The 22,192-nt window shown below is 40.0% G+C and carries 20 protein-coding genes; 12 read left to right on the forward strand and 8 right to left on the reverse strand.

Translation table 11 applies throughout. The features are described from left to right. Positions 1-144 precede the first annotated feature (144 nt). Entirely contained in the window at positions 145-1,170 is a 1,026-nt protein-coding gene (locus ABC374_RS05770; protein ID WP_413016447.1) for an acyltransferase family protein, read from the reverse strand. Between the two features lie 267 nt (positions 1,171-1,437). Between ABC374_RS05770 and ABC374_RS05775 the strand changes: the two genes are divergently transcribed. Further along, the gene (locus ABC374_RS05775; RefSeq protein ID WP_413016448.1) at positions 1,438-3,597 is read left to right on the forward strand and encodes a PAS domain S-box protein; all 2,160 of its coding nucleotides are present in this window, start codon (positions 1,438-1,440) and stop codon (positions 3,595-3,597) included. A gap of 632 nt (positions 3,598-4,229) precedes the next feature. Further along, positions 4,230-4,469, forward strand: coding sequence for an aspartyl-phosphate phosphatase Spo0E family protein (locus ABC374_RS05780; protein ID WP_413016449.1), 240 nt, complete (start codon positions 4,230-4,232; stop codon positions 4,467-4,469). Between the two features lie 304 nt (positions 4,470-4,773). Here ABC374_RS05780 and ABC374_RS05785 read toward each other — a convergent pair whose 3' ends face one another. From ABC374_RS05785 to ABC374_RS05795, 3 genes are all read right to left on the reverse strand, one after another. Continuing rightward, complete coding sequence (locus ABC374_RS05785; protein ID WP_350301879.1) at positions 4,774-5,505, reverse strand: ZIP family metal transporter; 732 nt, start codon at positions 5,503-5,505, stop codon at positions 4,774-4,776. 114 nt (positions 5,506-5,619) lie between these two features. Then, positions 5,620-6,843, reverse strand: coding sequence for an MFS transporter (locus ABC374_RS05790; protein ID WP_413016450.1), 1,224 nt, complete (start codon positions 6,841-6,843; stop codon positions 5,620-5,622). A 141-nt stretch (positions 6,844-6,984) separates the two neighbouring features. Further along, on the reverse strand, positions 6,985-8,478 hold the full coding sequence (locus tag ABC374_RS05795; protein ID WP_413016451.1) for an ATP-binding protein: 1,494 nt from the start codon (positions 8,476-8,478) through the stop codon (positions 6,985-6,987). Positions 8,479-8,634: 156 nt separating this feature from the next. Here ABC374_RS05795 and ABC374_RS05800 point away from each other — a divergent pair, with 156 nt between their 5' ends. The 3 genes from ABC374_RS05800 to ABC374_RS05810 all read left to right on the forward strand — a co-directional run bounded on the left by ABC374_RS05800 (position 8,635) and on the right by ABC374_RS05810 (position 12,288). Continuing rightward, positions 8,635-9,072 (forward strand): MarR family winged helix-turn-helix transcriptional regulator, encoded by a 438-nt coding sequence (locus ABC374_RS05800; RefSeq protein ID WP_034314147.1) that lies wholly within the window; start codon positions 8,635-8,637, stop codon positions 9,070-9,072. Positions 9,073-9,289: 217 nt separating this feature from the next. Continuing rightward, positions 9,290-10,984, forward strand: coding sequence for a M3 family oligoendopeptidase (locus ABC374_RS05805; RefSeq protein WP_413016452.1), 1,695 nt, complete (start codon positions 9,290-9,292; stop codon positions 10,982-10,984). A gap of 263 nt (positions 10,985-11,247) precedes the next feature. Next, positions 11,248-12,288, forward strand: coding sequence for a YkvI family membrane protein (locus ABC374_RS05810; RefSeq protein WP_350301883.1), 1,041 nt, complete (start codon positions 11,248-11,250; stop codon positions 12,286-12,288). Between the two features lie 52 nt (positions 12,289-12,340). Here the strand turns inward: ABC374_RS05810 and ABC374_RS05815 are convergent, their stop codons facing one another. Further along, a complete protein-coding gene (locus tag ABC374_RS05815; RefSeq protein WP_413016453.1) occupies positions 12,341-12,955 on the reverse strand; it encodes a hypothetical protein in 615 nt (204 codons plus the stop codon). A 191-nt stretch (positions 12,956-13,146) separates the two neighbouring features. After that, complete coding sequence (locus ABC374_RS05820) at positions 13,147-13,323, reverse strand: YkvS family protein (protein WP_064505160.1); 177 nt, start codon at positions 13,321-13,323, stop codon at positions 13,147-13,149. Between the two features lie 454 nt (positions 13,324-13,777). Between ABC374_RS05820 and ABC374_RS05825 the strand changes: the two genes are divergently transcribed. Next, the gene (locus ABC374_RS05825; RefSeq protein ID WP_352921687.1) at positions 13,778-13,972 is read left to right on the forward strand and encodes a hypothetical protein; all 195 of its coding nucleotides are present in this window, start codon (positions 13,778-13,780) and stop codon (positions 13,970-13,972) included. Positions 13,973-14,021: 49 nt separating this feature from the next. Here ABC374_RS05825 and ABC374_RS05830 read toward each other — a convergent pair whose 3' ends face one another. Both ABC374_RS05830 and ABC374_RS05835 read right to left on the reverse strand, forming a co-directional pair. After that, on the reverse strand, positions 14,022-14,513 hold the full coding sequence (locus ABC374_RS05830) for a sigma-70 family RNA polymerase sigma factor (protein WP_413016454.1): 492 nt from the start codon (positions 14,511-14,513) through the stop codon (positions 14,022-14,024). 1,047 nt (positions 14,514-15,560) lie between these two features. Further along, positions 15,561-16,346, reverse strand: a complete 786-nt coding sequence (locus ABC374_RS05835; RefSeq protein WP_413016456.1) for a thermonuclease family protein — start codon at positions 16,344-16,346, stop codon at positions 15,561-15,563. A 180-nt stretch (positions 16,347-16,526) separates the two neighbouring features. Here ABC374_RS05835 and ABC374_RS05840 point away from each other — a divergent pair, with 180 nt between their 5' ends. The 6 genes from ABC374_RS05840 (at position 16,527) to ABC374_RS05865 (ending at position 22,144) form a co-directional block, all read left to right on the forward strand. Continuing rightward, a complete protein-coding gene (locus ABC374_RS05840; protein ID WP_413020282.1) occupies positions 16,527-17,156 on the forward strand; it encodes an ABC transporter ATP-binding protein in 630 nt (209 codons plus the stop codon). Further along, positions 17,156-17,941 carry an ABC transporter permease gene (locus ABC374_RS05845; RefSeq protein ID WP_413016458.1) on the forward strand — a complete coding sequence of 262 codons (786 nt, stop codon included), beginning with the start codon at positions 17,156-17,158 and terminating at the stop codon, positions 17,939-17,941. Before ABC374_RS05840 ends, ABC374_RS05845 begins: the two co-directional genes overlap by 1 nt. Positions 17,942-18,155: 214 nt before the next feature. Beyond that, entirely contained in the window at positions 18,156-18,422 is a 267-nt protein-coding gene (locus tag ABC374_RS05850; protein ID WP_034314127.1) for a phosphocarrier protein HPr, read from the forward strand. Continuing rightward, entirely contained in the window at positions 18,422-20,140 is a 1,719-nt protein-coding gene (ptsP, locus tag ABC374_RS05855) for a phosphoenolpyruvate--protein phosphotransferase (protein ID WP_413016460.1), read from the forward strand. Before ABC374_RS05850 ends, ptsP begins: the two co-directional genes overlap by 1 nt. A gap of 310 nt (positions 20,141-20,450) precedes the next feature. Further along, positions 20,451-21,236, forward strand: a complete 786-nt coding sequence (locus ABC374_RS05860) for an SDR family oxidoreductase (RefSeq protein ID WP_413016462.1) — start codon at positions 20,451-20,453, stop codon at positions 21,234-21,236. 38 nt (positions 21,237-21,274) lie between these two features. After that, positions 21,275-22,144, forward strand: a complete 870-nt coding sequence (locus ABC374_RS05865; RefSeq protein ID WP_413016464.1) for an NAD(P)-dependent oxidoreductase — start codon at positions 21,275-21,277, stop codon at positions 22,142-22,144. Positions 22,145-22,192 lie beyond the last annotated feature (48 nt).

A 22,192-nucleotide genomic window follows, 5' to 3' on the forward strand; every position in this document is an offset into this window, starting at 1 on the left:
TAAGCCAACAAGCACTAACGAGTAATTTTACCATAGCGTGCTTCATTTGAAAAATGAGTTATTGCATTGAAGGGGAATCTTTTCACCTTGAAGGTCGATATGAATTAAAAACGGATAAAGCAGAAAATGCTTCATCCGTTTTATTTAAAAAGCTTGTTTAATATATTCTTTTGTTTTAGTCATGAAACGTTTTGTTTTAGTCGTCTTCAATTCGATGATCGGCTGTGCCATCGTAGCGATCATTTCACTTGATAATAACACCGTAATCAAGAAAGAGAGGCCGGCGAGCATGATGAAGCTCTCTGTATTGCTGAAGTATTCCTGTATGGTGCTTTCACGGAAGAACCGAATGAAGAAACCATGCAGCAGATAGACATAAAGGGTTTGTTTACCCCAATTCGTAAAGAAATATTGTCCGCGTGGGATGAATGAAAGAAAGCTGAACACTGAAATGATGCTCAATCCATAAAATCCTAGGCGTTTGAACATGGACACGATTGTCGCATCTTCGAGTTCGGCATATGGTTTCGAACCGAGCAGCCATTTATAATTGATATCGGTATTTAAATAAAAACCGATAAAAATCACTAACATGACACTAAGTGAAGCCAAACGAATTTTGGGAGTGAATAGTTTTTTTAAATGGTCCTTGCTTAAATGGTATCCGATCAAGAACATCGGGAAAAAAACGAATGTCCTGGAGAGACTAAGGTAATTGGAAATATTGTCAATATATCCAATCAATAATGCGATTAAAATAGATAAACCTATGCCTACTGATGGCTTTAGCTTTGAAAAACCAAGCAGCATGATGTTCCAGCAGAATAAACTGATCAAGAACCATAGCGACCATTGGGGATCAAGCAGGTCTACAGTGATGGCAGAGCGTTCATATAAGAAATAATAGTAAACGGTATATATCAATTGGAAAATGATGTAGGGTAAAATCAGTTTTTTAGTAATTTTACCTAGATACCCTTTTTGATAAAAACCTTTCGCAAAGAAGCCTGAAACCAGGATAAAGGCAGGCATGTGAAAGGAATAAATGGTTTTATATAATGCATAAATCGTTTCACTGTCATGTATATACGTATTCAGCAAATGTCCAAAGACGACAAAAGCCATGAGAATGAACTTCGCGTTATCGAAGAAAAAATCACGTTGTTTCATTATTGCCTCCATTTAATAAATTTTTAAGGTAGCTAGAAAGCATTGTTATTTCTTATACCCTAAATACCTTGTACGAAATCAATATTTATTAAATTTATTATAAAAATCTTAAATTAAGCTTAACGCTAAGTTTTATAGTATTCAATATACTATAGTTTGATATATAGGATAATTTTGGAATCTTATCGATTTTTGGAAATACCGAGGAAAATCAAGATGGATGTCGAATAAAGTTGGTAAGTAGGGGTTTTGATGAGGGGGGTTTATATGAATATCGGTTATGAGAATGAGACGGGATATAAACAGGAAATTATAAAATTGAATAAACAAATAGAAGGGTTTTTGAATATTTTCAATTCAATGTCAGAGCCTTATATTAGGGTTGATGAGGAACTGCGTATCACTTTTGCCAATGATGCCTCATGTGCCCTGCTGGAATCATCGAAAGATCAGCTGGAGTCCATGAAGATAACAGATTTTCTCGATGTCATCCCTTTAAATAATCAGGAAGTGTCAAGTTCCCTAAAAACCTCGAATGCATCTCAAAGGCAAATTATCCAGCTTCATACCGGAGCCCTTAAGCAAATAGAGTTTATACGTATAGGCGATCTTTCCGAAGGGCAGCAGTTCTATCGTTTGGGGGATGTGACATTGGATGTTTCTTCGTCAAGAGAAACAAGGATGTCAAGGCAGATGTTTTTGGACATTTTTGATACAGCCATAGAAAGTATCGTTCTATTCGACAGTTCAGGAATAATCATGGAAGTGAACCATGCCTTTATCCATGTCATGGGCATCCCGAAAAAAGAGATTGTCGGTAAAAATATGAGGGACCTCATATCCCCTGATTATCGGGGATATTGGGATGAGAGCATACAAAGAGCCTGTTATGAGTCGAACTTCAAAGGAGAGGTAGAGATTAAGGTTGGGGATGAACTGCATCACTTTACTTTTTCCATAAGTTCAACGGTAGGAAATGAATTATACATGTCAGTGCTTCGAAGAATTACAGAATCAAATATAATAGAAAAAAAGTTAGAGACGAGCGAACGGATTTTTGCGGAATTATTCGACCAGTCCATGGATGCGATCATATTCTGGAATGATGATGGAATCATTTTTCGGGTCAATCATTCAGCATGTAAAATATTCGAATCCAGCAGAGAGGATTTGATAGGCAGTTATATCTGGAAATACGTGTACAGCAATACTAACCATTTTGGTCAGATGATGGAAACATTTGAAAGAGACACCCAAGTTCGGGGCGAGCTGATTTATAAAATGCCTAATAACCAAATTAAATTGCTTGAATTGACTGCCAAAAAACATGAAGGTGACGGGTATAACGTAACGATATTTCGAAATGTCAGTGAGCGCTGGCTGATTGAGAAGGAATTAAGGGATAGTGAGAAGAAGTTCAGGAAGATTTTTGAGGGAACATTAGACGGCTTGATTCTCTGGAACCATGAAGGGTTCACGGATATTAATGAAGCGGGTCAAAAAATATTGGAGATTTCAAAGCGTAAACTGCTTTCTTTATCTGTTAAGGGATTCATCAAAAAAATTCCTGAAAATGCTCCTGTCTTGAACACTCACATTGAAAATGTTTATAAGCATGAGGTCTACTCATCCATCATTCCAATAACATTCGAAGATGGAAGAGTGAAGCATATTGAATTTTTGACAAGGAAAAATTTATATTCGAACCTGAATTTAAGCATTTTCCGAGATGTGAGTAAAAATCTCGAAATGCAGGAACAGATCAGGAAATCGGATACTTTGAATGTCGTTGGTGAACTGGCGGCCGGAATTGCTCATGAAATCAGGAATCCAATGACAGCCTTAAAAGGTTTTATCCAGTTGCTTGAGGATGGTGTCAAGGGGGAGTTTTCCACATATTTTCATGTGATTACATCCGAAATTAAGCGAATCGAATCTATTATCACGGAATTTTTGGTACTGGCAAAGCCGCAGGCGCTAAAAATTTTCAAACAGGATGTTCATACAATATTGAGAGAGACACTAGAATTACTGGCCGCTCAGGCACTATTGGAAAATATTCAATTCGAGACAGATTTTGAAGAAGATGAATTTAAGGTTTTATGTGAAGCGAACCAGTTAAAGCAAGTGTTCATTAACATCATCAAAAATGCATTGGAAGTCATGCCGGATGGCGGATCTGTTCAAATTAAAACAAGCCGGTTTTCAGAGAAATACGGTTGTATCTCAATTACCGATAAAGGCATGGGGATTTCAACGGAAATGCTAAAAAAATTGGGTGAACCTTTTTATACGACGAAGGATAGGGGAACCGGACTCGGGCTCATGGTCAGCTATAAAATCATTGAAGAGCACAATGGCTATATAGAAGTCGAAAGCGAGGTGGGAAAAGGGACGAGCTTTCATATTTATTTGCCTTTCGAGTAGAAGATATTTGCGACATTACTGCCTAATAACTGGCTAGCCGAGACACCGCTAGATGCCTGCTTTGATGCTGCTTGGCAGGCAGTCGGCGGAAAGGGAGCGGCTTTCTGAAAATAACTGAAACGTTTTTCGCGAAAATAGGTTCTATCTAATTTATTAAACAGAGGGATTGGAACGGAAAGCGAGTGCTTGGAGTGGACAAAATGGTACTTATCCTAAAAAACTGCAGGCAAACTGGCTTTTCTTCGAATTTTCTACAGTCTGGGGAATCCATTATTGGATTCCTTTTTTTAGTCCTTCATTATTATCATGGAACCACAATTAAGCTCAATAAAAATGTTGTGCTTTCATTAAAGGGAAGCTGCCGAAATAATTAAGCGGAAACTTATAATCCCCTCAAATTGGTGAACTTTCGAATCATTTTTCGGAGCTGGCTTCATATGATTTCTTCCTGATCATTATAAGAGTTTTATGGTTAGAAATTTCCGTCATATCCTGTCTGCTAGTGGGTAAAGCTTTATCGCAATTTAAGAAGTTTTGTCTTTTTTTGCGAATCTATTTACATATAAGGCATATTTTGTAATACTTCTTTATTATAATGTAACTTTAAAAGGGCAGGAGTAGTGAATGTAGTTATGAATTCTAGGTGTGCAATGGAAATTTGTTCTGAGATTCGGATGAAGCGTTGGGAAATGATGGAGTTGGCCAAAATGTATGGACTAGGTCATGAGTATCCCCTTCGCCAAAGTGAGCAGCTTGATAAACTAATAAATGAGTATTTGATCCTTCAACATCATTCATCGGAAGTGAGAAATAAGCGGGAAGAAATGGTTGTTATAGTGCAGCAGCCCTTTAATGATGACATAACCTTTTAGAGGGAACTGAATGCATGCATGACTTTTTAAATTGGCAGGCAGGGAGACAATCCCCTTTTTGCGATTTCTCATGAACGAACCTCAACATATCATTTAAAACAATTAAAGAAAGACTTATATACACAAGAATATATCTTTGGAATTTTCATGGGCTTGGGGTATATATCGGGGGAGGTCACCAGAGGGTGTCCTTCATGCATCGGGCTTGGTTTAGAGGACTTACTTTTTCTGAATGGATTACACTGATAAATAAAAAGTAAGGGCTGACTCACTTGATGGAGCCAGCCATGGCAGGTGTGGGAAATTACAATACTTCCAATAATATTACCATGAACAAAAGGCCGACAATGAAGGAATAGGTAGATGTGCGTTCATTACCATCCCCATGGCTTTCAGGAATCAATTCCTTATAAACGATGAAAAGCATGGCCCCGGCGGCGAAAGCTAGGCCGTATGGAACCAGGAACCCAATGTAAGAGGTTAAATAATAACCCAATAACCCTGTAATTATTTCGATGGTACCGGTTAAGGTTGCTATCAGGAACGCTGTGAGTTTACCGATTTTTTGATTAATTAAAAACAAGGCTACCAGTAAGCCTTCCGGAGCATTTTGCAGGCCGATGGCAAAAGCGATCAAGTTACCTGTATCAGCTGTATCAGAGGCATAACTGACCCCGACCGAAAGACCCTCAGGAATATTATGAAGTGTAATGGCAGTGATGATGAGCAAAGCCTTTTCATCGAACTTAATGCCACTTTTCGTATGGCTGAGATCGATATGAGGAATGTTTTTTTCCATGATCGTTAATGTCAATACCCCGAGAAAAACTCCAATGACTAGCTGAATATACCCTCCGGTGGCCAGAGACTCCGGGATCAGGCTCAATAACGAAGCAGCCATCATGATTCCAGCGGTGAATGCCAGAAGCGTATCTCTGAATCGATGTGTGATTGAACCTTGAATGAACAAGATTGGTAACGCACCAAACCCTGTAGACATAGCAGATAGGATGCTGCCTAATAAAACTCCACTCATAAATTTCTCCTTTGTATGGTACTTATCGTTACTTATTTGTATAATTTTGGGTGGAACAATAATTTATTGTATTTAGACATAAAGAATATGTTCCAGTAAATGGCAATTATGCAGTTATTCTTCTGCATACCATTTTTTCAATGTTTGATCAGTCGGCAGCGACATGCTGATGATCCCCAGCAATGGCAGGAATCCCACTAGCTTAATCATGGATTCGATTCCAATTATATCGGCAATGGCTCCCAATGAAACGGATCCAATGGCACCCATTCCAAAGGCTAACCCTACAGTCAAGCCTGCCATCGTTCCGACTTTCCCCGGGACCAATTCCTGTGCGTATATTACAGTGACGGAAAAACTGCTCATTATAATGAATCCCGCCATCAATAATAAGATAAAAGCGGCTGTAGGAGGTACGAATGGTAAAAGTGCGGTTAGTGGCATGCTGGCAGCGAATGAAAAGAAAATGACATTTTTGCGCCCGAATTTATCAGCAAGCGGACCTCCGAAAAACGTACCTACAGCACCAGCGGCTAAAAAGGCAAATAGGAAAAATTGTGCGGATTTTATCGTGAATGAATATTGCTCGATCAAATAAAAACTATAAAAGTTCGTCATGCAAGATACATACCAGGAACGGGCAAAAATAATGAATAAAATCAATACCAGGGCTTTTGCCACTTTATGGGACCGCTCTTTATTGATTACTTTTGCAGCCAGCTTTTTAGGCTGGAAGTGAACCAATTTTTGTGAATACCACTTGGCAATATACACTAATAGGAAAACGGCCATTAAGGCAACCAGGGCAAACCAGAGTGCGCCTTTTTGTCCAAAAGGAACAAGTACGATGGCTGTGATGAGCGGGGCAAGTGCCTGCCCGCTATTCCCTCCGACCTGATAAATTGATTGTGCCAGGCCTCTCTTTGGTCCGCCTGCCATGTAGGCAACCCTGGAGCCTTCCGGATGGAATATGGCTGACCCTAAGCCCATCAAGATGACCGCACCAAGGATAATGGTATAGTTTGGGGCAATTGCAAGAATGATGACCCCGATTAAAGTACTGGTCAACCCAATGGGCAATGCATATGGAAAGGGCCTTTTATCCGTATAGAACCCAACTGCCGGCTGCAGAAGCGATGAGACGATATTCAGGCAGAATGCAATCATCCCCAGCTGTGTATACGTTAACGACATTGATTTTTCGAGGATTGGGAACATGGCCGGTACGACAGCCTGTAGAGAATCATTCATTAAATGGCATATGCCTATGATGATCATGATTTTAAGAGTCATATCCTGTTTTTGCGGCTTTGTTTTAATGGCAGCGATACTTCCCATCTGTTTATTTCCTTCTTCCTGATTAAGATTTTTACCTATTCATAAATAGATTCAAGAGGCATGCAGCGTATGCATGACGTCTTAAAATAAATCGGAATCGTTTATAGTCTTCATAAAAAAATGAAACCCTTCAAAGTATTGCTATGAATGTTTTATCAGCGGTAAGCTGATTGTAACGGTTGTACCGTTTTGAGGTTTACTTGAAAACTTGATGGTACCGTTAAAAGATTCAATTATTCGTTTACACACAAATAGCCCTAATCCGGTTCCTTCCTTTTTCGATGTATAGAAGGGATCGAACACTTTATCTATATCTTTTTCATTCAGTCCTTGCCCGGTGTCGATGATCCTGATTTTAGCCCATTCATTTTCATGGTGAATTTGAATCCTTAACTTTTTCCCAACTTCCATGGCCTCGAAACCGTTTTTGGCAATGTTGAGAATGACTTGTTTGAGTTGGTCCTTTGTACAATGAACCCGGATCGGCTCCTTTATGATATTCCATTCCACTTCAATATTGAAGTGACGTGCTTCTGATTCTATTATTGGTCTCAATTCAGCAATGATACTGCGAATATCATATAAGGATAAAGTCTGGGCCATTGGCTTCCCTAAAATCAAAAATTCGCTGACGATGCTATTGATCCGTTCAATTTCCTTCATGATGACAGAGTAATAGAACTGATCTTGTTCTTCAGGGTGTTTTTCAACCAATAATTGCACTAGCCCCTTTATGCCGGTAAGTGGGTTTTTTATTTCATGTGCAGTACTGGCAGCTAATGTACCGACAAAATCTATTTTTTGGCTTTCGTTTAGTAACTTTTGATTTTTAATATTCCTGCCAACGATCAGTTCCTCCACGATGATATAGATCATGTGAGTAAAAAAGAAGGTGAAAAAGACAAGCATTAAAAAAACATTCATGTTATTTGTGTTAATCTTGTCGGGCGCTTTGACAGACAGTGTCCAATCGACTTCGGTCAAAGGGACATCCACCCACGTTGAATGTCCAGTGAATCCTTCGGCATTTATATCTAAAATTCGGGTTTTGTCCTTTGTTTCCAATTTAAAGGTATGACCGGGGATCAGGATCTTTAATCTTTTTTCCAAATGATCCAGCCTGATATGTGCCAATAAAAACCCTTGCACTTTTCTATCTTGATCAAGAATGGGAGCAAAAATGGAAAAATAATTAAAATCACGGTTATGTAGCTTTTTTGTTCCTGCAACAAACGATTTTTGAGTTTTTACGGCACGCTCAATATCATTCTGTTCAATTAAATAGTAATGATGGAAATTCTTATTCGTCCCTAAAATGGATACACCGTCGCGATTTAGCCAATACACTCCTGCATACCTGGGATCTGTATCTTTGATCCATTTCAAAAGAAGTTCGGTTTTTTTGTCATCCATATAAAGCACGGAACTGCTAAGGCTAAGCAGCTCAAGGCTTTCCTTCGTTTCACTGATAACTTGATCTATGTATTCTTGATAAACCGTTCCCGCCCATTTAGCTTGTTCCTGTCTTTCTTTTTGAATGGAACGTTCTAAATGCATCCAATAAATGATAGAGAGAAAAATTAATGGTAAAATAACAATAAGTAGATATGTGGTGAATTTATGCCTTGTTTTCATGTTTGTCACTACTTTAGCTTTTTTTTCAAGTATATCAAAATGATTGATTAAACAATAGTACATACTAACAGGGCAGATTGACAAAAAAGTCTTTATGTCATATAATAACTTTTAATTCAAGATATTTTAATTAAAAATTTTTAAGGTTGTGAAGTTATGGAGAATAATAACATCCAACAGTCTTTGAAACTGTTCATTGTGATGTCTAGAGCTCATCGATCCATCAATGATGTGGTAAATAAACATATAGCTGAAGAGGGTTTGAATCCAACTGAGTTTGCAGTACTGGAATTACTTTATCATAAAGGGGATCAGCCTCTTCAGCAAATAGGCGGAAAGATCCTGCTGGCGAGCGGCAGCATTACCTATGTCGTGGATAAACTTGAACAGAAGGAATATCTACAGCGAATAGCATGTAAAGAGGATCGCCGTGTAACCTTTGCAAAAATAACGGATAAAGGAAAGGCCTTCATTGAAGGAGTATTTCCTGAGCATGAAAAAAGAATCGATGATATCATGAGTGTACTTACGCAAGATGAAAAGGCCACCGTGATCGAATTGCTTAAAAAGATTGGGTATTCCGCTCAAAATTAACTAAAGAACCAGCACCCGGATTTAACTGCAGGTGCTGGTTTTTTATGTCTGATAAAACCTGAATTTGTTTTGGGGACATAGAGGTTTTTAATAAAGGTGTGGCGAATTAAATTATATTACGATAACCGCAATAATGATGAATGTGACCTGGGTTGGAAAATGTTACTCTGGCTTATACAGGAAAAAATGTTTTTATATCGTGAAAAGGAGCGTACATATGAAATTTAATGAGTATGAATATAAACGTCCTGAAATGGATGAAATTAAAACACGGTTCATGAAAGCTTTGGAAAAATTTACTGACGCTGCTAATGCCGATGCACAAATAAAAGCCATGGAAGAAATAAATGAAATTCGAAATTATGTAGGTACGATGTTTAATTTGGTCTATATACGGCATTCCATTGATACCAATGATGATTTTTATAAAGCGGAGAATGATTATTTAGATGACTTCTCCCCTGAAATGGAAGAGTTAACCTCCAAATTTTACAATGAACTCGTTCGCTCGAAATATCGCAAGGAGCTTGAGTTGAAATGGGGAACTCAACTATTTGACCTGGCAGAGGCCCAACTCAAAACTTTTTCGCCGGAAATCATACCACAGCTGCAAAAAGAAAATAAATTATCAAGTGAATATTCACAATTGATTGCCTCTGCAAAAATCCCCTTTGATGGAAAAGAATTAACACTAGCGCAGCTTCAGCCTTTTATGGAGTCCTCGGACCGTGAATTAAGGAAAAATGCAAGTGAGGCATATTACGGTTTCTTTGAAGAAAAGCAGGAGGAATTGGATCGTATATTCGATGAACTTGTCAAGGTGAGGCATGGAATTTCAACAGCGCTCGGTTATGGGAATTTCGTGGAACTTGGGTATTATCGAATGACAAGGACTGATTATGATGCTGAAATGGTTGCTGCATTCCGCAAGCAGGTGAAAGAGGAAGTGGTACCGCTTGTCACACGGCTGAAGGGACGTCAACGCGAACGTCTTGGATTGGAGAACCTGAACTATTATGATGAGAATTTTCATTTCAGAACGGGTAATGCCATTCCAAAAGGCGATGCAGAGTGGATCATCGAAAACGGGAAAAAGATGTACCAGGAGCTTTCGCCTGAAACGAATCAGTTTTTCAACTATATGATAGATAATGACCTGATGGACCTTGTGGCGAAGAAAGGAAAAGAGAGCGGAGGCTATTGTACTTTTATAGAAGACTATAAGGCTCCATTCATCTTTTCCAATTTCAACGGTACTTCCGGGGATATAGATGTTTTGACACATGAGGCAGGTCATGCATTCCAAGTGTATCGCAGCCGTGATCTTGACATTCCTGAGCATTATTGGCCCACATATGAAGCATGTGAAATCCATTCGATGAGCATGGAATTTTTAACTTGGCCTTGGATGGAGCTATTTTTCAAGGAAGATACGGAAAAGTATAAGTTTTCCCATTTAAGCGGTGCCCTCATATTCCTTCCGTATGGGGTGGCTGTTGATGAATTTCAGCATTTTGTCTATGAAAATCCTGATGCCTCACCAGTTGAAAGAAAGCAGGCTTGGCGTAAGATCGAGATGGAATATTTGCCGCATCGCGATTATGAAGAAAATGAATTCTTGGAGAATGGCGGGTATTGGCAGCGGCAAAGCCACATTTATCAATCACCTTTTTATTATATCGACTATACATTGGCCCAGATTTGTGCTTTCCAATTCTGGAAAAGGTCGACAGAAAAAGATGATACGGCTTGGGAGGATTATTTGAATCTGTGCCAACTTGGAGGCAGCAAGTCTTTCCTTGATCTCGTTGAATCTGCAAATCTGAAATCCCCATTTGATGACGGGACTGTAGAGTCCGTTGTGAAGGTGATAGACGAATGGCTCTCCACTGTAGATGATAAGGCATTATGAAATATTAGGCTGTATGATACGAAACGGATACTAGAAAGAACGCTTGGAGATTATTCCAAGCGTTCTTTTTAATCTTTCATACGTTTGAAATGTTGGGCATGAAAAGTTCTGTTTGAAGCCTCACGGAGAAATGCATAGGGGGGTCAGTTTTACATTAATGAGAGAATGTTAGCACAGTAAAAAAACAGCCGACGAAAGGAATATTGCTCGGCTTGTCTTAAATGTCTCTTCCTTACATATAAATGTAGGGAGGAGGGGAGAGTATGCTGTCAAGGTGGTCAGGAAGTTTTCAGATTGCAGCGGTTTATGTAGGCACGGTCGTCGGTGCAGGCTTTGCAACTGGAAAAGAGATTGTCGAGTTTTTTACCCGTTATGGCTTTTATGGCTTTATCGGGATTTTAATAGCAGGTTATATTTTCATTTTCACTGGAACGAAAATCATGCTCATTTCCGCAAGGATCAGAGCATCTTCTTATGAAGAGTTCAATCAATTTCTTTTTGGCAGGAAAATAGCAGGAATAATCAACATCTTCTTCCTTATCATGCTGTTAGGGGTGACGGCTGTCATGATTTCGGGTTCAGGAGCCGTTTTCGAAGAACAACTTGGCGTGTCTAAAAGTATAGGAAGTTGGTCTACGATCATACTGGCATCCTTGGTCCTGATGATGGGCATGCGCGGTGTTTTCACTGTGAACTCGTTTGTTGTACCAATCATGATCTGTTTTAGTTTGATCCTTTTTTTCTCGACCTTGGGTAATGGGGATTTCTTTAAGACCCTTACAAAAGTTCCTGATGAAGTAATCACCGTGAAAATGATTTTGTCACCATTTGCCTATACAGCCTTTAACCTTGCTTTGGCACAGGCTGTGCTGGTTCCGGTTGCGTATGAAGTTCGAGATGAGAAGGTCATAAAACATGGTGCAATCCTTGGAGGGATATTCCTAACGATCATTTTATTGACGGGGCATTTTTCACTTATGACACTTCCTGACGTGAATGGTTATGAAATTCCTTCAGCAGTTATTATGAGAACGGCAGCCAGTCAGTTATATTGGATGTTCATTTTGGTGATTTACGGGGAGATATTCACTTCGGTCATCGGAAACATATATGGATTACAGAGGCAAATCAGCAGTTATATTAAATTGCCAAGCATGCTGATCATAGCGGTGATTTTTTTAATAGCTTTGATCATTAGTGAATTCGGCTATGGAAGGTTACTAGGATATATTTATCCGGTTTTTGGATACATAAGCCTCCTTTTTTTAATGCTTGTCTGGAAAAGCAAGGCGGGGAAGGAGTGATGAAGAACGGGGGGCCTGAACTTAGCCCTCCGTATCAGGGGGGAATCAATGTTCATCCTTTCATCAGCGTCTTAGCCATCTCTAGAAAAGCATCCCGGTAATCTCGATCTTTTTTTGTGAACATAGTTAAGCGGACGGGTGCTTTTTCATCCTTGAGCAATATGGAAGTGATTACATCATCCCCACTTTCCACTTCAAATCCCGTGCCGCTCTCGATATCAAGTGAAGGATCCCTAATCGTTTCTGAAATGCTTTCCAGCTGGGATTGAACATTTTTTTCAACCTCATCCCAATTGACATCCGTCTTCAATAATTCTATTCTCATATAAATGGAGTCATCTTCAGTCAGGAAAACAATATCCTTTCCAGGTTCTTCGGCACTTAATCTGAATTGTTGCAAAACGTAAAGGCTGAACGGTTGATTATCACTTTTTTTTAGGAACGCTGTTTTTTCTTTTGCTTCCCCGTTAATTGAATATTGCAGGTTTTGCTCCATCAGTCTTACTTTGTTATTGCGATTATCTCCTTGAGAAGTATTGCTTTCGTTCCCCTCTTTTACTGAACCTTCTTGTGGCTCATCTGCATTTTCGTCTGTGGTCGTACCGCAGCCAGTCAGCAGAAAAGCGGCGAATGTGACACAGCCAATATAACGTGTCCAACGAGTCATTTGTTTCCCTCATCTTTCTGATAGAAATTCCAATCTGAATCATGATATTTTGCATCACATACAAGTGTTTTGCCCTTTAATGAATTAGACGGAGTAAAATGGAAATGGTTACAAAAAACTGGAGAATCAATTCGTACACTTGCTAAAAAAGTGAAAAACGGAATGGTATTGAGAAACCATCCCGTTTTGAATTAACCTATGATTTTATAATTTTTATGGTTGACGACGGTTTTCTGTTCAAGTTCCAAATCACGATAATTTTCCATATACGTGACGTCCACGATTACTGAGTTCTCGTTCACTTTCTCGACGATTCCTTTTAAGCCTTCTCTAAATTCAATGATATTTCCAACTTCCGCTTTCTTCATGGTAATCATCCTTTCCCATTTTGTTTCCAATGATCAAAAAGTAACTATGGAGTAATTGGATTATTCGAACATCTTGCCGTTTAGATTTTGACGTGGGAAGTGCCAGTAAGAGAATTAGTTATCTCTTATGTCGGTACAGTAAGCTAAACTTTTAAAGGGAGGTGCGATTCTTGAAATGGAGCAGCTGCAATGATGTGGCATAATTTGGTATATCTTGCAAACGCAGTTATACGTACCAGTATGTAATTCTATGTACAAAATATGCCAATCATTTTACATTATGATATTTTACTATACAGTTTGCACTATTTTAAAGCATACGTAAAGAATAATGTAGCAAGAGGGCCTCAAAAAATTCTGATTTATATTTAGTGGCATGCTTATGTTAAAATGAAAACGGAATTTCTCCTGTCTGAATATGAAGGGACATTTGATAATTAAGGGGGATAATATGATGAATGCAGATGAAGCAAAAGATGTACTCGATAAACTGGCAAATCGGGAAATGGATGAATTCAGGATAACAAAGGAAGAATTTTTGGCTTTTCGTGAGGTTCTTGTTAAAAGGGAAGACTTTAAACATTTTCGGGGGAATGCCCAACATAACGGTGTGATAATTTATACGTATTTAGAAGAAGCGAGAAGTTAATCGATGTAAATAATTAGGGGTGGCTCATGATTGAGCCACCCCTAATTATTTACAATGGAAAAATCACTTGTTTCCTTAATTTATTTAAAGCGGACTTTCTCCATGATTTGACGGCTGCTGCAGTGACTTGATAGACCTCAGCGATTTCAGACACCGTTTTATTTTCGAGGTATGTCTGTAAAAGCCAGCGTTGCTGATTCAGTGTTAATCCTTCCATGTAGGTTAAGATATTATCGATGGCAAAGGCCTCTTCATGCATCGAAAAAGGATCCTTAATCTCTAATATGAAGGAATCAAAGGGTTCGGTACGGATCTCATATTTATGATGATGCTTTAATTCGTTCAGAATTTTGCCTTTGATTACCGTATAGGCATAGTTGGAGAATTTTCCGTATTCCTCATTGAAATTCCCTAATGACTCCCATAAAGCAATCAAGCCTACTTGAAAATATTCTTCCTTATTTTTATAGATGGAAAGTGAGCGGATAATATGATGGATCATCGGGGTGAATTCCTTCGTTAGTGCTGAGAAATCTTCCATTAAGCAAGTCACCTTTAGAAAGTGCACTTTCCTGTATTCCCGGGTGCTTCTACCATAAATAAATCGATCATATATAGCCAAAAAGCGTAACGGAAAAATGGAGGGGAAAAAAGTGGGGTTTAAGGGAGCTAAAAAGAACCTTATCGAAGGGAAAAAAGGGAGATTCAAGTTATCTTGAATGTGGGGAGACCAAATGAAAAGTCATATACACATGAAGATGTGTTCAGTTTGTCTGCAAAAGGAGGTTCGGAATGTTCTCAACCCGATCCATGATTATATATCCTTAATGTTTTTTTACTGTAATCCTTATTGGATTGAAGAAATTTGCGACACTCCTGACGAATAACTGTCTAGCCGAGACCCCACAGGCGCTTGCTTTGATGAGGCTTGGCAGACAGTCGGCGGAGGGAGCGGATTTCTGAAATCAACTTGAAATTTTTAAAAGGAAAAAAACTGTAGGCAAACTGATTTTTCATTAAGTTTGCCTAGAGTCTGAAACCACGGAGATGGACTCCACGGTTTCAGTTTGACGACAAAATGGGTTTCGGAGGCAAATAGTGAGGTGAAGGTCGAAAAAAATCGTGAACGGTCGAATAATGTGCGGGGTAGGTCGAATATAGTGCCTCAACGGTCGAATACAGTACGAGGTAGGTCGAATAATGTGCGTGAACGGCTGAATAAAGTGTGGTTTAGGTCGATAAACTGCGTCAACGGCCCAAGACAGTGCAGCGGGGCGAATAAAGTGCTCCGGTATTTAGTTTTTTTACTGTAATCCTTATTGGATTGAAGAAATATGCGACACTCCTGCCGAAAAACTGTCTAGTAGAGACCCCACAGACGCTTGCTTTGATGCGGCTTGGCAGACTGTCGGCGGAAAGGGAGTGGATTTCTGAAATCCGATGGATCTTTTTTAATAAAAACTGCAGGCAATCTGATCTTTTTTTAATTTGCCTGCAGTCTGTACATATAAAGATGTGTTATTTTGCAAATCATCATATAGTTATTAAAAAAAACGGAAGCGGGCATATTGATAAACCGTTGAATTTGTTAACTTTGCGATTTTCGGAAACCGGCATCCTGTGCGTCCTGTTCGGTACAAAACATTTCTTCTGGTTTAGTAATTTCGTAATATTGGCCCGAAGGAATGTGATATATTTTATTGCCTTTAGAGTTTATATTCCCTTTAATTTCCGGGTTACTGCAAGATCCAGTCGGCTTTTCCACTGATACTTCTTTTGACTGGGAATCATCAAACCCATTTGAAGTTGCATAGTTTTCAAGAGACCAAATACCGATTTCGTCTCTTTGGGCTTGTTTCTGAATATCTTCCAATTCATCAAGGTATTTCGTGTTCGGTGCATAAACGTAGGCTACCCTTGCCAGTCCTTTTTCAAGCAGGAGTTTATTCACCATTTTACCATCAACATAAAAATAGGCCAGCAGCCGGCCGTATTTATCCCTTTCACCTATGCCGGTTTCTACTTCCACTTCAGAGCCCGCAGGCATGAGTTCCTTGGCGAACTTGCTTGCTTCAGGTCCAAAAGGCTGAACGGGCTTGGATGGGTGCACGGTTTCAGGAGTATCTACCAAAAGGAGCCTGACCGTTTCTTCATTTCCATTAGCCATTTTGATTTTTACTGTATCTCCGTCAACAACTTTGATGATCTCGGCTGTGAATGTCTTGCCTTTTTCTTCATTTGAAATTGAATCTTCCTGTTTGGATTGATTAATCTGGTTATCTGATGCTGCCTGGCAGCCAGACAACGTAATCAGGCAAAGTGCAGTCAGGAGAAAAACATTCAGATAAGAATGTAACAAGGAATTTCCGTTCATGATAAGTCCCCCCATTTATTAAGGTGTTTTCCACGTCCGTCATGGATATATTCGGCAGGACTAATACTAACCCATTAAAAAGCGAAAGAAAATGAAAATTTTTACATGCATCGCTACCCCATATCATGATAGTTTCTTATAATGATATGGTGGAGTAAGGGAGGCAGGGGGTACAAAATGATATTTAGGCTTGAAAATATTAGGTATAAAGGGATTTTGAAAATTGATGATTTGAAAATACCCGCTTGTATGGTCACTTGCTTGACTGGGGAAAGCGGTGCAGGAAAAACCTCACTGCTCCGATTATTGAACAGGATGGATGACCCGGATAGCGGTTCGATCTATTATCAGGATCAGCTGCTGGATAAATTCAACCCGATAGAGCTCCGGCGTAAAGTCACAATGCTTTCTCAGACACCGTTCACTTTACCGGGTACGATTGAAGAAAATCTGCAGATTGGCCTGGAATTGACAGAACGGGAAAAAAAGGATAAAGCCGAATTGGTTAAAGCACTTGAAACCGTCCAGTTGCAGAAGTCTTTAGACGAGGGGGCGGAGAATCTTTCTGGCGGGGAGAAACAGAGGCTGGCACTGGCGAGGCTACTATTATTGAAACCCGAGGTGTATTTACTGGATGAGCCGACCTCGGCTCTTGATGAGGAAGCCGAGCTGACGGTCATGAGCCGTTTTTTAGAAGAAGTAAAGCGGGAAAAAGGAACGGTCATCATGATAACACATTCAAAACAGCTTGCGGACATCTGTGCTGAAAAGAGGATCGTTCTGGAAAAGGCGAAGGATGGTGACTATTAATGGAGGCGAATGGGATAATAGATATTGAGTTCTGGCGTCTTTGTGCAGCCTACGTGTTTGTAATAATCCTGCTCATAATCGTGAAATGGCGCGGGATTTCACGGGAGAAGCAAATCATGCTCGCTACGGTACGGATGACGGTCCAGCTCATTCTCGCCGGTTATGTTTTGACATATATCTTTGAAAATCCGCACCCTTTACTTTCTTTGGGATTTTTATGTGCGATGTCCCTGTTTTCCATCCATAATATTTTTAAGCAAGTGTCCCATACACTTAATAAGAAAATCAAAAGGATGGTTATCCTAAGTATGTTGTCAGGTCCCATGGCTGCCTTGTTTTATTTTAATGTGGTCGTGATTCATTTCACTCCATGGTATGAACCCAGGTATTTCATTCCAATTGCAGGGATGATCGTGGGAAATGCGATGACAGGAGTGACATTGGCGCTTAAAAACCTCCATGATGGGATTAGCAGTAATCGTGAAAAGGTAGAAGCGATGATGATGCTTGGAGCGACTCCAGCGAGGGCTGTGAAGAAATATGTGGATGCTGCATTCGACTCGGCAGTGCTCCCGACTTTGAACAATATGCTCGGGATGGGGATTATCTTCCTTCCAGGAATGATGACAGGGCAAATCCTGTCGGGGATAAGCCCGCTTATCGCTATTGAGTACCAGATTGCGATACTAATCGGGATTCTCGGAAGTGTTTCATTAACGGTGGTTCTTTTCATTATGCTGAGTTTTAGGGCTTTTTTTACCAAAAATGCACAGCTGTCCATTTAATCATTGAAGAATCTGAAAAGTAATAGTTGCAGTTCCTTCTATATTTTTGTACTATTTTGTAGGTACCAATAGTTTTGGTTTGTTTGTTGGGAATGATAATGCTATCCTGATAAGGAAAAGGGCATTTCTTTTTTTCGTTTCTTTCCTGATTGGATGGAGAAAACCCCCTTACATAACCTATTTTGTTAATTTATCTTAAAGGAGATTGATTTATATGGTAGAAAAAACATTTACAGTAACTGCAGAAACAGGAATTCACGCTCGTCCGGCTACATTGCTTGTACAAGCTGCAGGAAAATTTGATTCAGAAATAAACCTTGCTTATAAAGAGAAAAAAGTGAACCTTAAGTCCATTATGGGTGTAATGTCTCTAGGTATTGGCAAAGGGGCGGAAATTACGATTTCTGCTGAAGGAAGCGATGAAAATGATGCACTAAACACACTTGCTGAAACGTTGAACAGAGAAGGATTAGCAGAATAATGTCCACTTTGATTAGTGGAATAGCAGCTTCAAACGGAATAGCCATCGCTAAAGCCTATCGACTGACTGAGCCAGATTTATCGATTGAAAAAAGAAGCATAGAAGATGTCGGGGCTGAAATATCCCGTTTTAAGGAAGCTATTCAAAAGTCAACAAATGAATTGGAGATAATAAGGGATAAAGCCGAAAAGGATTTAGGGGCCGATAAAGCCGCTATTTTTGACGCACACCTGCTTGTTTTGGCTGATCCGGAACTTATCACTCCAATTCAGGATAAAATACAATCAGAAGGCGTCAACGCTGAGTTTTCCTTAAATGAAACCGCAAGCATGTTCATTACGATGTTTGAACAAATGGATAATGAATACATGAAGGAACGTGCGGCGGATATCCGTGACGTCACGAAACGGGTGCTGTCACATCTTTTAGGTGTTCATATTCCAAATCCGAGCATGATTGCTGAAGAAGTAATCATCATTGCGGAGGATTTGACACCATCCGATACAGCACAGTTGAATCCGGCATATGTTAAAGGATTTACGACCGATATCGGTGGACGTACATCCCATTCAGCCATAATGGCACGTTCATTGGAAATTCCAGCAGTCGTTGGAGCGAAGTCAGTGACCTCGTCCATTGAAAATGGTGACTTGGTCATTATTGACGGGTTAAAGGGTGAAGTTCACATCAATCCTACTCCTGAGCTCGTGAAACGCTACGAAGAGGAGCAGGAAGCCTATGCTAGGCAAAAGGCTGAGTGGGCGAAATTGGTTCATGAAAAAACCGTTACAAATGATGGCCATCATGTGGAATTGGCAGCCAATATTGGTACGCCGAAAGATCTGGAGGGCGTGCATCAAAATGGCGGTGAAGGCATCGGGTTATATCGTACGGAATTTCTTTATATGGGCAGAAATGACTTTCCAAGTGAAGAAGAACAGTTCGAGGCATACAAAGCGGTGCTGGAAGGAATGTCAGGTAAGCCTGTAGTCGTCAGAACGCTTGATATAGGCGGGGACAAGGAGTTGCCTTATTTAGAGCTTCCTAAGGAAATGAATCCTTTCCTTGGATACCGTGCGATTCGCCTTTGCTTAAATGAGCAGGAGATTTTCCGGACTCAGCTCCGTGCCCTGCTTCGTGCAAGCATTTACGGAGATTTGAAAATCATGTTCCCGATGATTGCCACGCTTGCTGAATTCCGCGAAGCTAAAGCCGTTTTGGCTGAAGTTAGGCAGGAATTGCTTGATAATGGTGTTCAAGTAGCCGAAAAAATTGAAGTCGGAATCATGGTTGAAATCCCTTCAACTGCAGTGATGGCGGATATATTTGCTAAGGAAGTCGATTTCTTCAGCATAGGCACTAATGACTTGATTCAGTATACGATGGCCGCTGACCGAATGAATGAGAGAGTATCCTATTTATATCAACCATACAATCCAGCGATATTACGCCTGGTTAAAATGGTCATAGATGCAGCTCATAAAGAAGGGAAATGGGCCGGAATGTGCGGGGAAATGGCTGGAGATGAAGTGGCTATACCGATTTTGATCGGATTGGGCCTTGATGAATTCTCAATGAGTGCCACTTCGATTTTAAAAGCACGTTCTTTAATTAGCCAACTTTCGCTTGAAGAGATGAAAAAACTATCTCAGGAAGTTTTAGGGCTGGATACGAATGATAATGTGAAAGAAGCGGTTGTTAACGCTTTGAAGAAATAATTAAATCAGGAAAAACGCACCCCCATCCATAAGAACCTTCGGATGGGGTGCTGTCCTGTAATTCTTTCTTGATACTTTGAGATAAAATGTTTATTGCTTTAAAATGGGGGTAAATAAAAAGCAAGCACAGTTGTTTAGCTCTATTAGGGCAGCTGACATTCTCATTTCCCCCTTTGACGCCGGTTGGGTTATCCAACCGGCTATTTTTTTGTAAATAAAAATCATAAGAATGATTATTCAGATTTTTCACTTTACGGTTATGACGATATAATGGAATTATGATTTTATGAAAATGGAGGTTAAATATTATATGGAATTACATTTGGAAAAGAAAACTGCCTTGATTTTAGCTTCAAGTCAAGGTTTGGGGAAGGCTATGGCAGCTGAATTGGTTAAGGAAGGAGCAAATGTCATGCTGGCAAGCCGTGATGGAGAAAAGCTTGCCGCCGTACAAAGGGAATTATCGCAGCTTGGGACGGGTAAAGTTTCTTATAAGGTGACGGATATAACAAAAGCTGAAGATATTAAAAGCCTGGTTGGGCAAACTGCTGAGGAATTCGGCGGTATCGACATTCTTATTAATAACGCTGGAGGTCCTCCAGGGGGTTCATTTACAGATTTAAATGATGAAGAATGGCAACAATCCTTTGAACTTAATTTACTAAGTTTCATAAGGACGATCCGTGAAAGCTTGCCACATTTAAAAAAACAGGGCGGGAAAATCGTTAATATTGCTTCTTCATCCATTAAGGAACCGATTCCAGGATTGATATTATCGAATACATTCCGGACGGCAATCGTTGGATTGTCAAAGACGTTAGCTTCAGAATTGGCACCGGACCGGATTTTGATCAATACAGTCGGTCCAGGAAGAATCGCAACAGACCGCGTTCAGCACCTTGATGAAATGAATGCGGAGAAACTAGGCGTCACTCCTGAGGAGATGACTGAACAATCGATTAACAAAATCCCTCTTGGCCGTTATGGGGAACCCGAGGAATTTGCAAAGTTCGTTACTTTCCTTGTTTCAGGCGCTAATACATATTTAACGGGCCAGTCGTACTTAGTTGACGGAGGAATGATAAAGTCCATTTAAGACAGTTTGAAACAAAATAATTGGGAGGAATCTACAATATGCAATCGAACAAAGTGATCGGCTTCATAGGTTTAGGAGTTATGGGAAAAAGCATGGCCGCAAATCTTCTTAAGGCGGGATTTGAGGTGTTTGTTTATACAAGGACGAAAGATAAGGCAAGTGAACTGCTCTTACAGGGTGCGAAGTGGTCATCTGCACCAAAGGAAATTGCGCAGAGAGCTAATGTGATCATTTCCATGGTGGGATACCCAAGTGATGTGGAAGAAATCTATCTTGGGGAAAATGGGCTTATCGAGAACGGAAAACAAGGAACCTATTTAATCGATATGACGACATCCACTCCATCTTTGGCAGTGAAAATTGCAGAAGAAGCCAAGAAAAGGGGCATGGAATCATTGGATGCACCGGTTTCCGGAGGAGATATCGGTGCTCGTGATGCGAAGCTTACGATCATGGTCGGCGGGTCTAGTGAGGCATTTGAAGCTGTCCGTCCCATTTTTGATATCATTGGCAGCAATGTTGTCCATCAAGGCCCGGCTGGCTCAGGACAGCATACGAAAATGTGCAATCAAATCGCCATTGCATCCAATATGATCGGAGTGACTGAAGCGATTTCCTATGCCAAAAAGGCTGGGTTGGATCCGGCCCGGGTTTTAAGGAGCATATCATCGGGTTCTGCCGGAAGCTGGTCACTGTCCAATCTTGTGCCGCGAATGGTTGAAGGGGATTTTGAACCTGGTTTTTATATCAAGCATTTTATCAAGGATATGAAGATAGCACTTGATGAAGCGGAAAGAATGGGAATGGACGCTCCAGGATTAAGCCTGAGCAAATCCCTATATGAGGGGCTGGCAGAAGTTGGCGAGGAAAATAGCGGCACACAAGCATTATATAAACATTATAATTAGTGCTAGCATTTCTATATCATGAATAAGCTGATAGCGACAGCCTTTACA

The sequence above is a fragment of the Peribacillus phoenicis genome (assembly GCF_047238085.1).
In the GTDB taxonomy this organism is placed as follows: Bacteria; Bacillota; Bacilli; order Bacillales; family DSM-1321; genus Peribacillus.

Bases quoted from the DNA above. Each gene is read 5' to 3' on its own strand.
- ABC374_RS05790 (WP_413016450.1), bottom strand. From the start codon at position 6,843: ATGGGAAGTATCGCTGCCATTAAAACAAAGCCGCAAAAACAGGATATG.
- ABC374_RS05865 (WP_413016464.1), top strand. From the start codon at position 21,275: ATGCAATCGAACAAAGTGATCGGCTTCATAGGTTTAGGAGTTATGGGA.
- ABC374_RS05810 (WP_350301883.1), top strand. From the start codon at position 11,248: ATGCTGTCAAGGTGGTCAGGAAGTTTTCAGATTGCAGCGGTTTATGTA.
- ABC374_RS05830 (WP_413016454.1), bottom strand. From the start codon at position 14,513: ATGGAAGATTTCTCAGCACTAACGAAGGAATTCACCCCGATGATCCAT.
- ABC374_RS05860 (WP_413016462.1), top strand. From the start codon at position 20,451: ATGGAATTACATTTGGAAAAGAAAACTGCCTTGATTTTAGCTTCAAGT.
- ABC374_RS05780 (WP_413016449.1), top strand. From the start codon at position 4,230: ATGAATTCTAGGTGTGCAATGGAAATTTGTTCTGAGATTCGGATGAAG.
- ABC374_RS05805 (WP_413016452.1), top strand. From the start codon at position 9,290: ATGAAATTTAATGAGTATGAATATAAACGTCCTGAAATGGATGAAATT.
- ABC374_RS05785 (WP_350301879.1), bottom strand. From the start codon at position 5,505: ATGAGTGGAGTTTTATTAGGCAGCATCCTATCTGCTATGTCTACAGGG.
- ABC374_RS05800 (WP_034314147.1), top strand. From the start codon at position 8,635: ATGGAGAATAATAACATCCAACAGTCTTTGAAACTGTTCATTGTGATG.
- ABC374_RS05845 (WP_413016458.1), top strand. From the start codon at position 17,156: ATGGAGGCGAATGGGATAATAGATATTGAGTTCTGGCGTCTTTGTGCA.
- ABC374_RS05795 (WP_413016451.1), bottom strand. From the start codon at position 8,478: ATGAAAACAAGGCATAAATTCACCACATATCTACTTATTGTTATTTTA.
- ABC374_RS05770 (WP_413016447.1), bottom strand. From the start codon at position 1,170: ATGAAACAACGTGATTTTTTCTTCGATAACGCGAAGTTCATTCTCATG.
- ABC374_RS05825 (WP_352921687.1), top strand. From the start codon at position 13,778: ATGAATGCAGATGAAGCAAAAGATGTACTCGATAAACTGGCAAATCGG.
- ABC374_RS05775 (WP_413016448.1), top strand. From the start codon at position 1,438: ATGAATATCGGTTATGAGAATGAGACGGGATATAAACAGGAAATTATA.
- ABC374_RS05835 (WP_413016456.1), bottom strand. From the start codon at position 16,346: ATGAACGGAAATTCCTTGTTACATTCTTATCTGAATGTTTTTCTCCTG.
- ptsP (WP_413016460.1), top strand. From the start codon at position 18,422: ATGTCCACTTTGATTAGTGGAATAGCAGCTTCAAACGGAATAGCCATC.
- ABC374_RS05820 (WP_064505160.1), bottom strand. From the start codon at position 13,323: ATGAAGAAAGCGGAAGTTGGAAATATCATTGAATTTAGAGAAGGCTTA.
- ABC374_RS05850 (WP_034314127.1), top strand. From the start codon at position 18,156: ATGGTAGAAAAAACATTTACAGTAACTGCAGAAACAGGAATTCACGCT.
- ABC374_RS05815 (WP_413016453.1), bottom strand. From the start codon at position 12,955: ATGACTCGTTGGACACGTTATATTGGCTGTGTCACATTCGCCGCTTTT.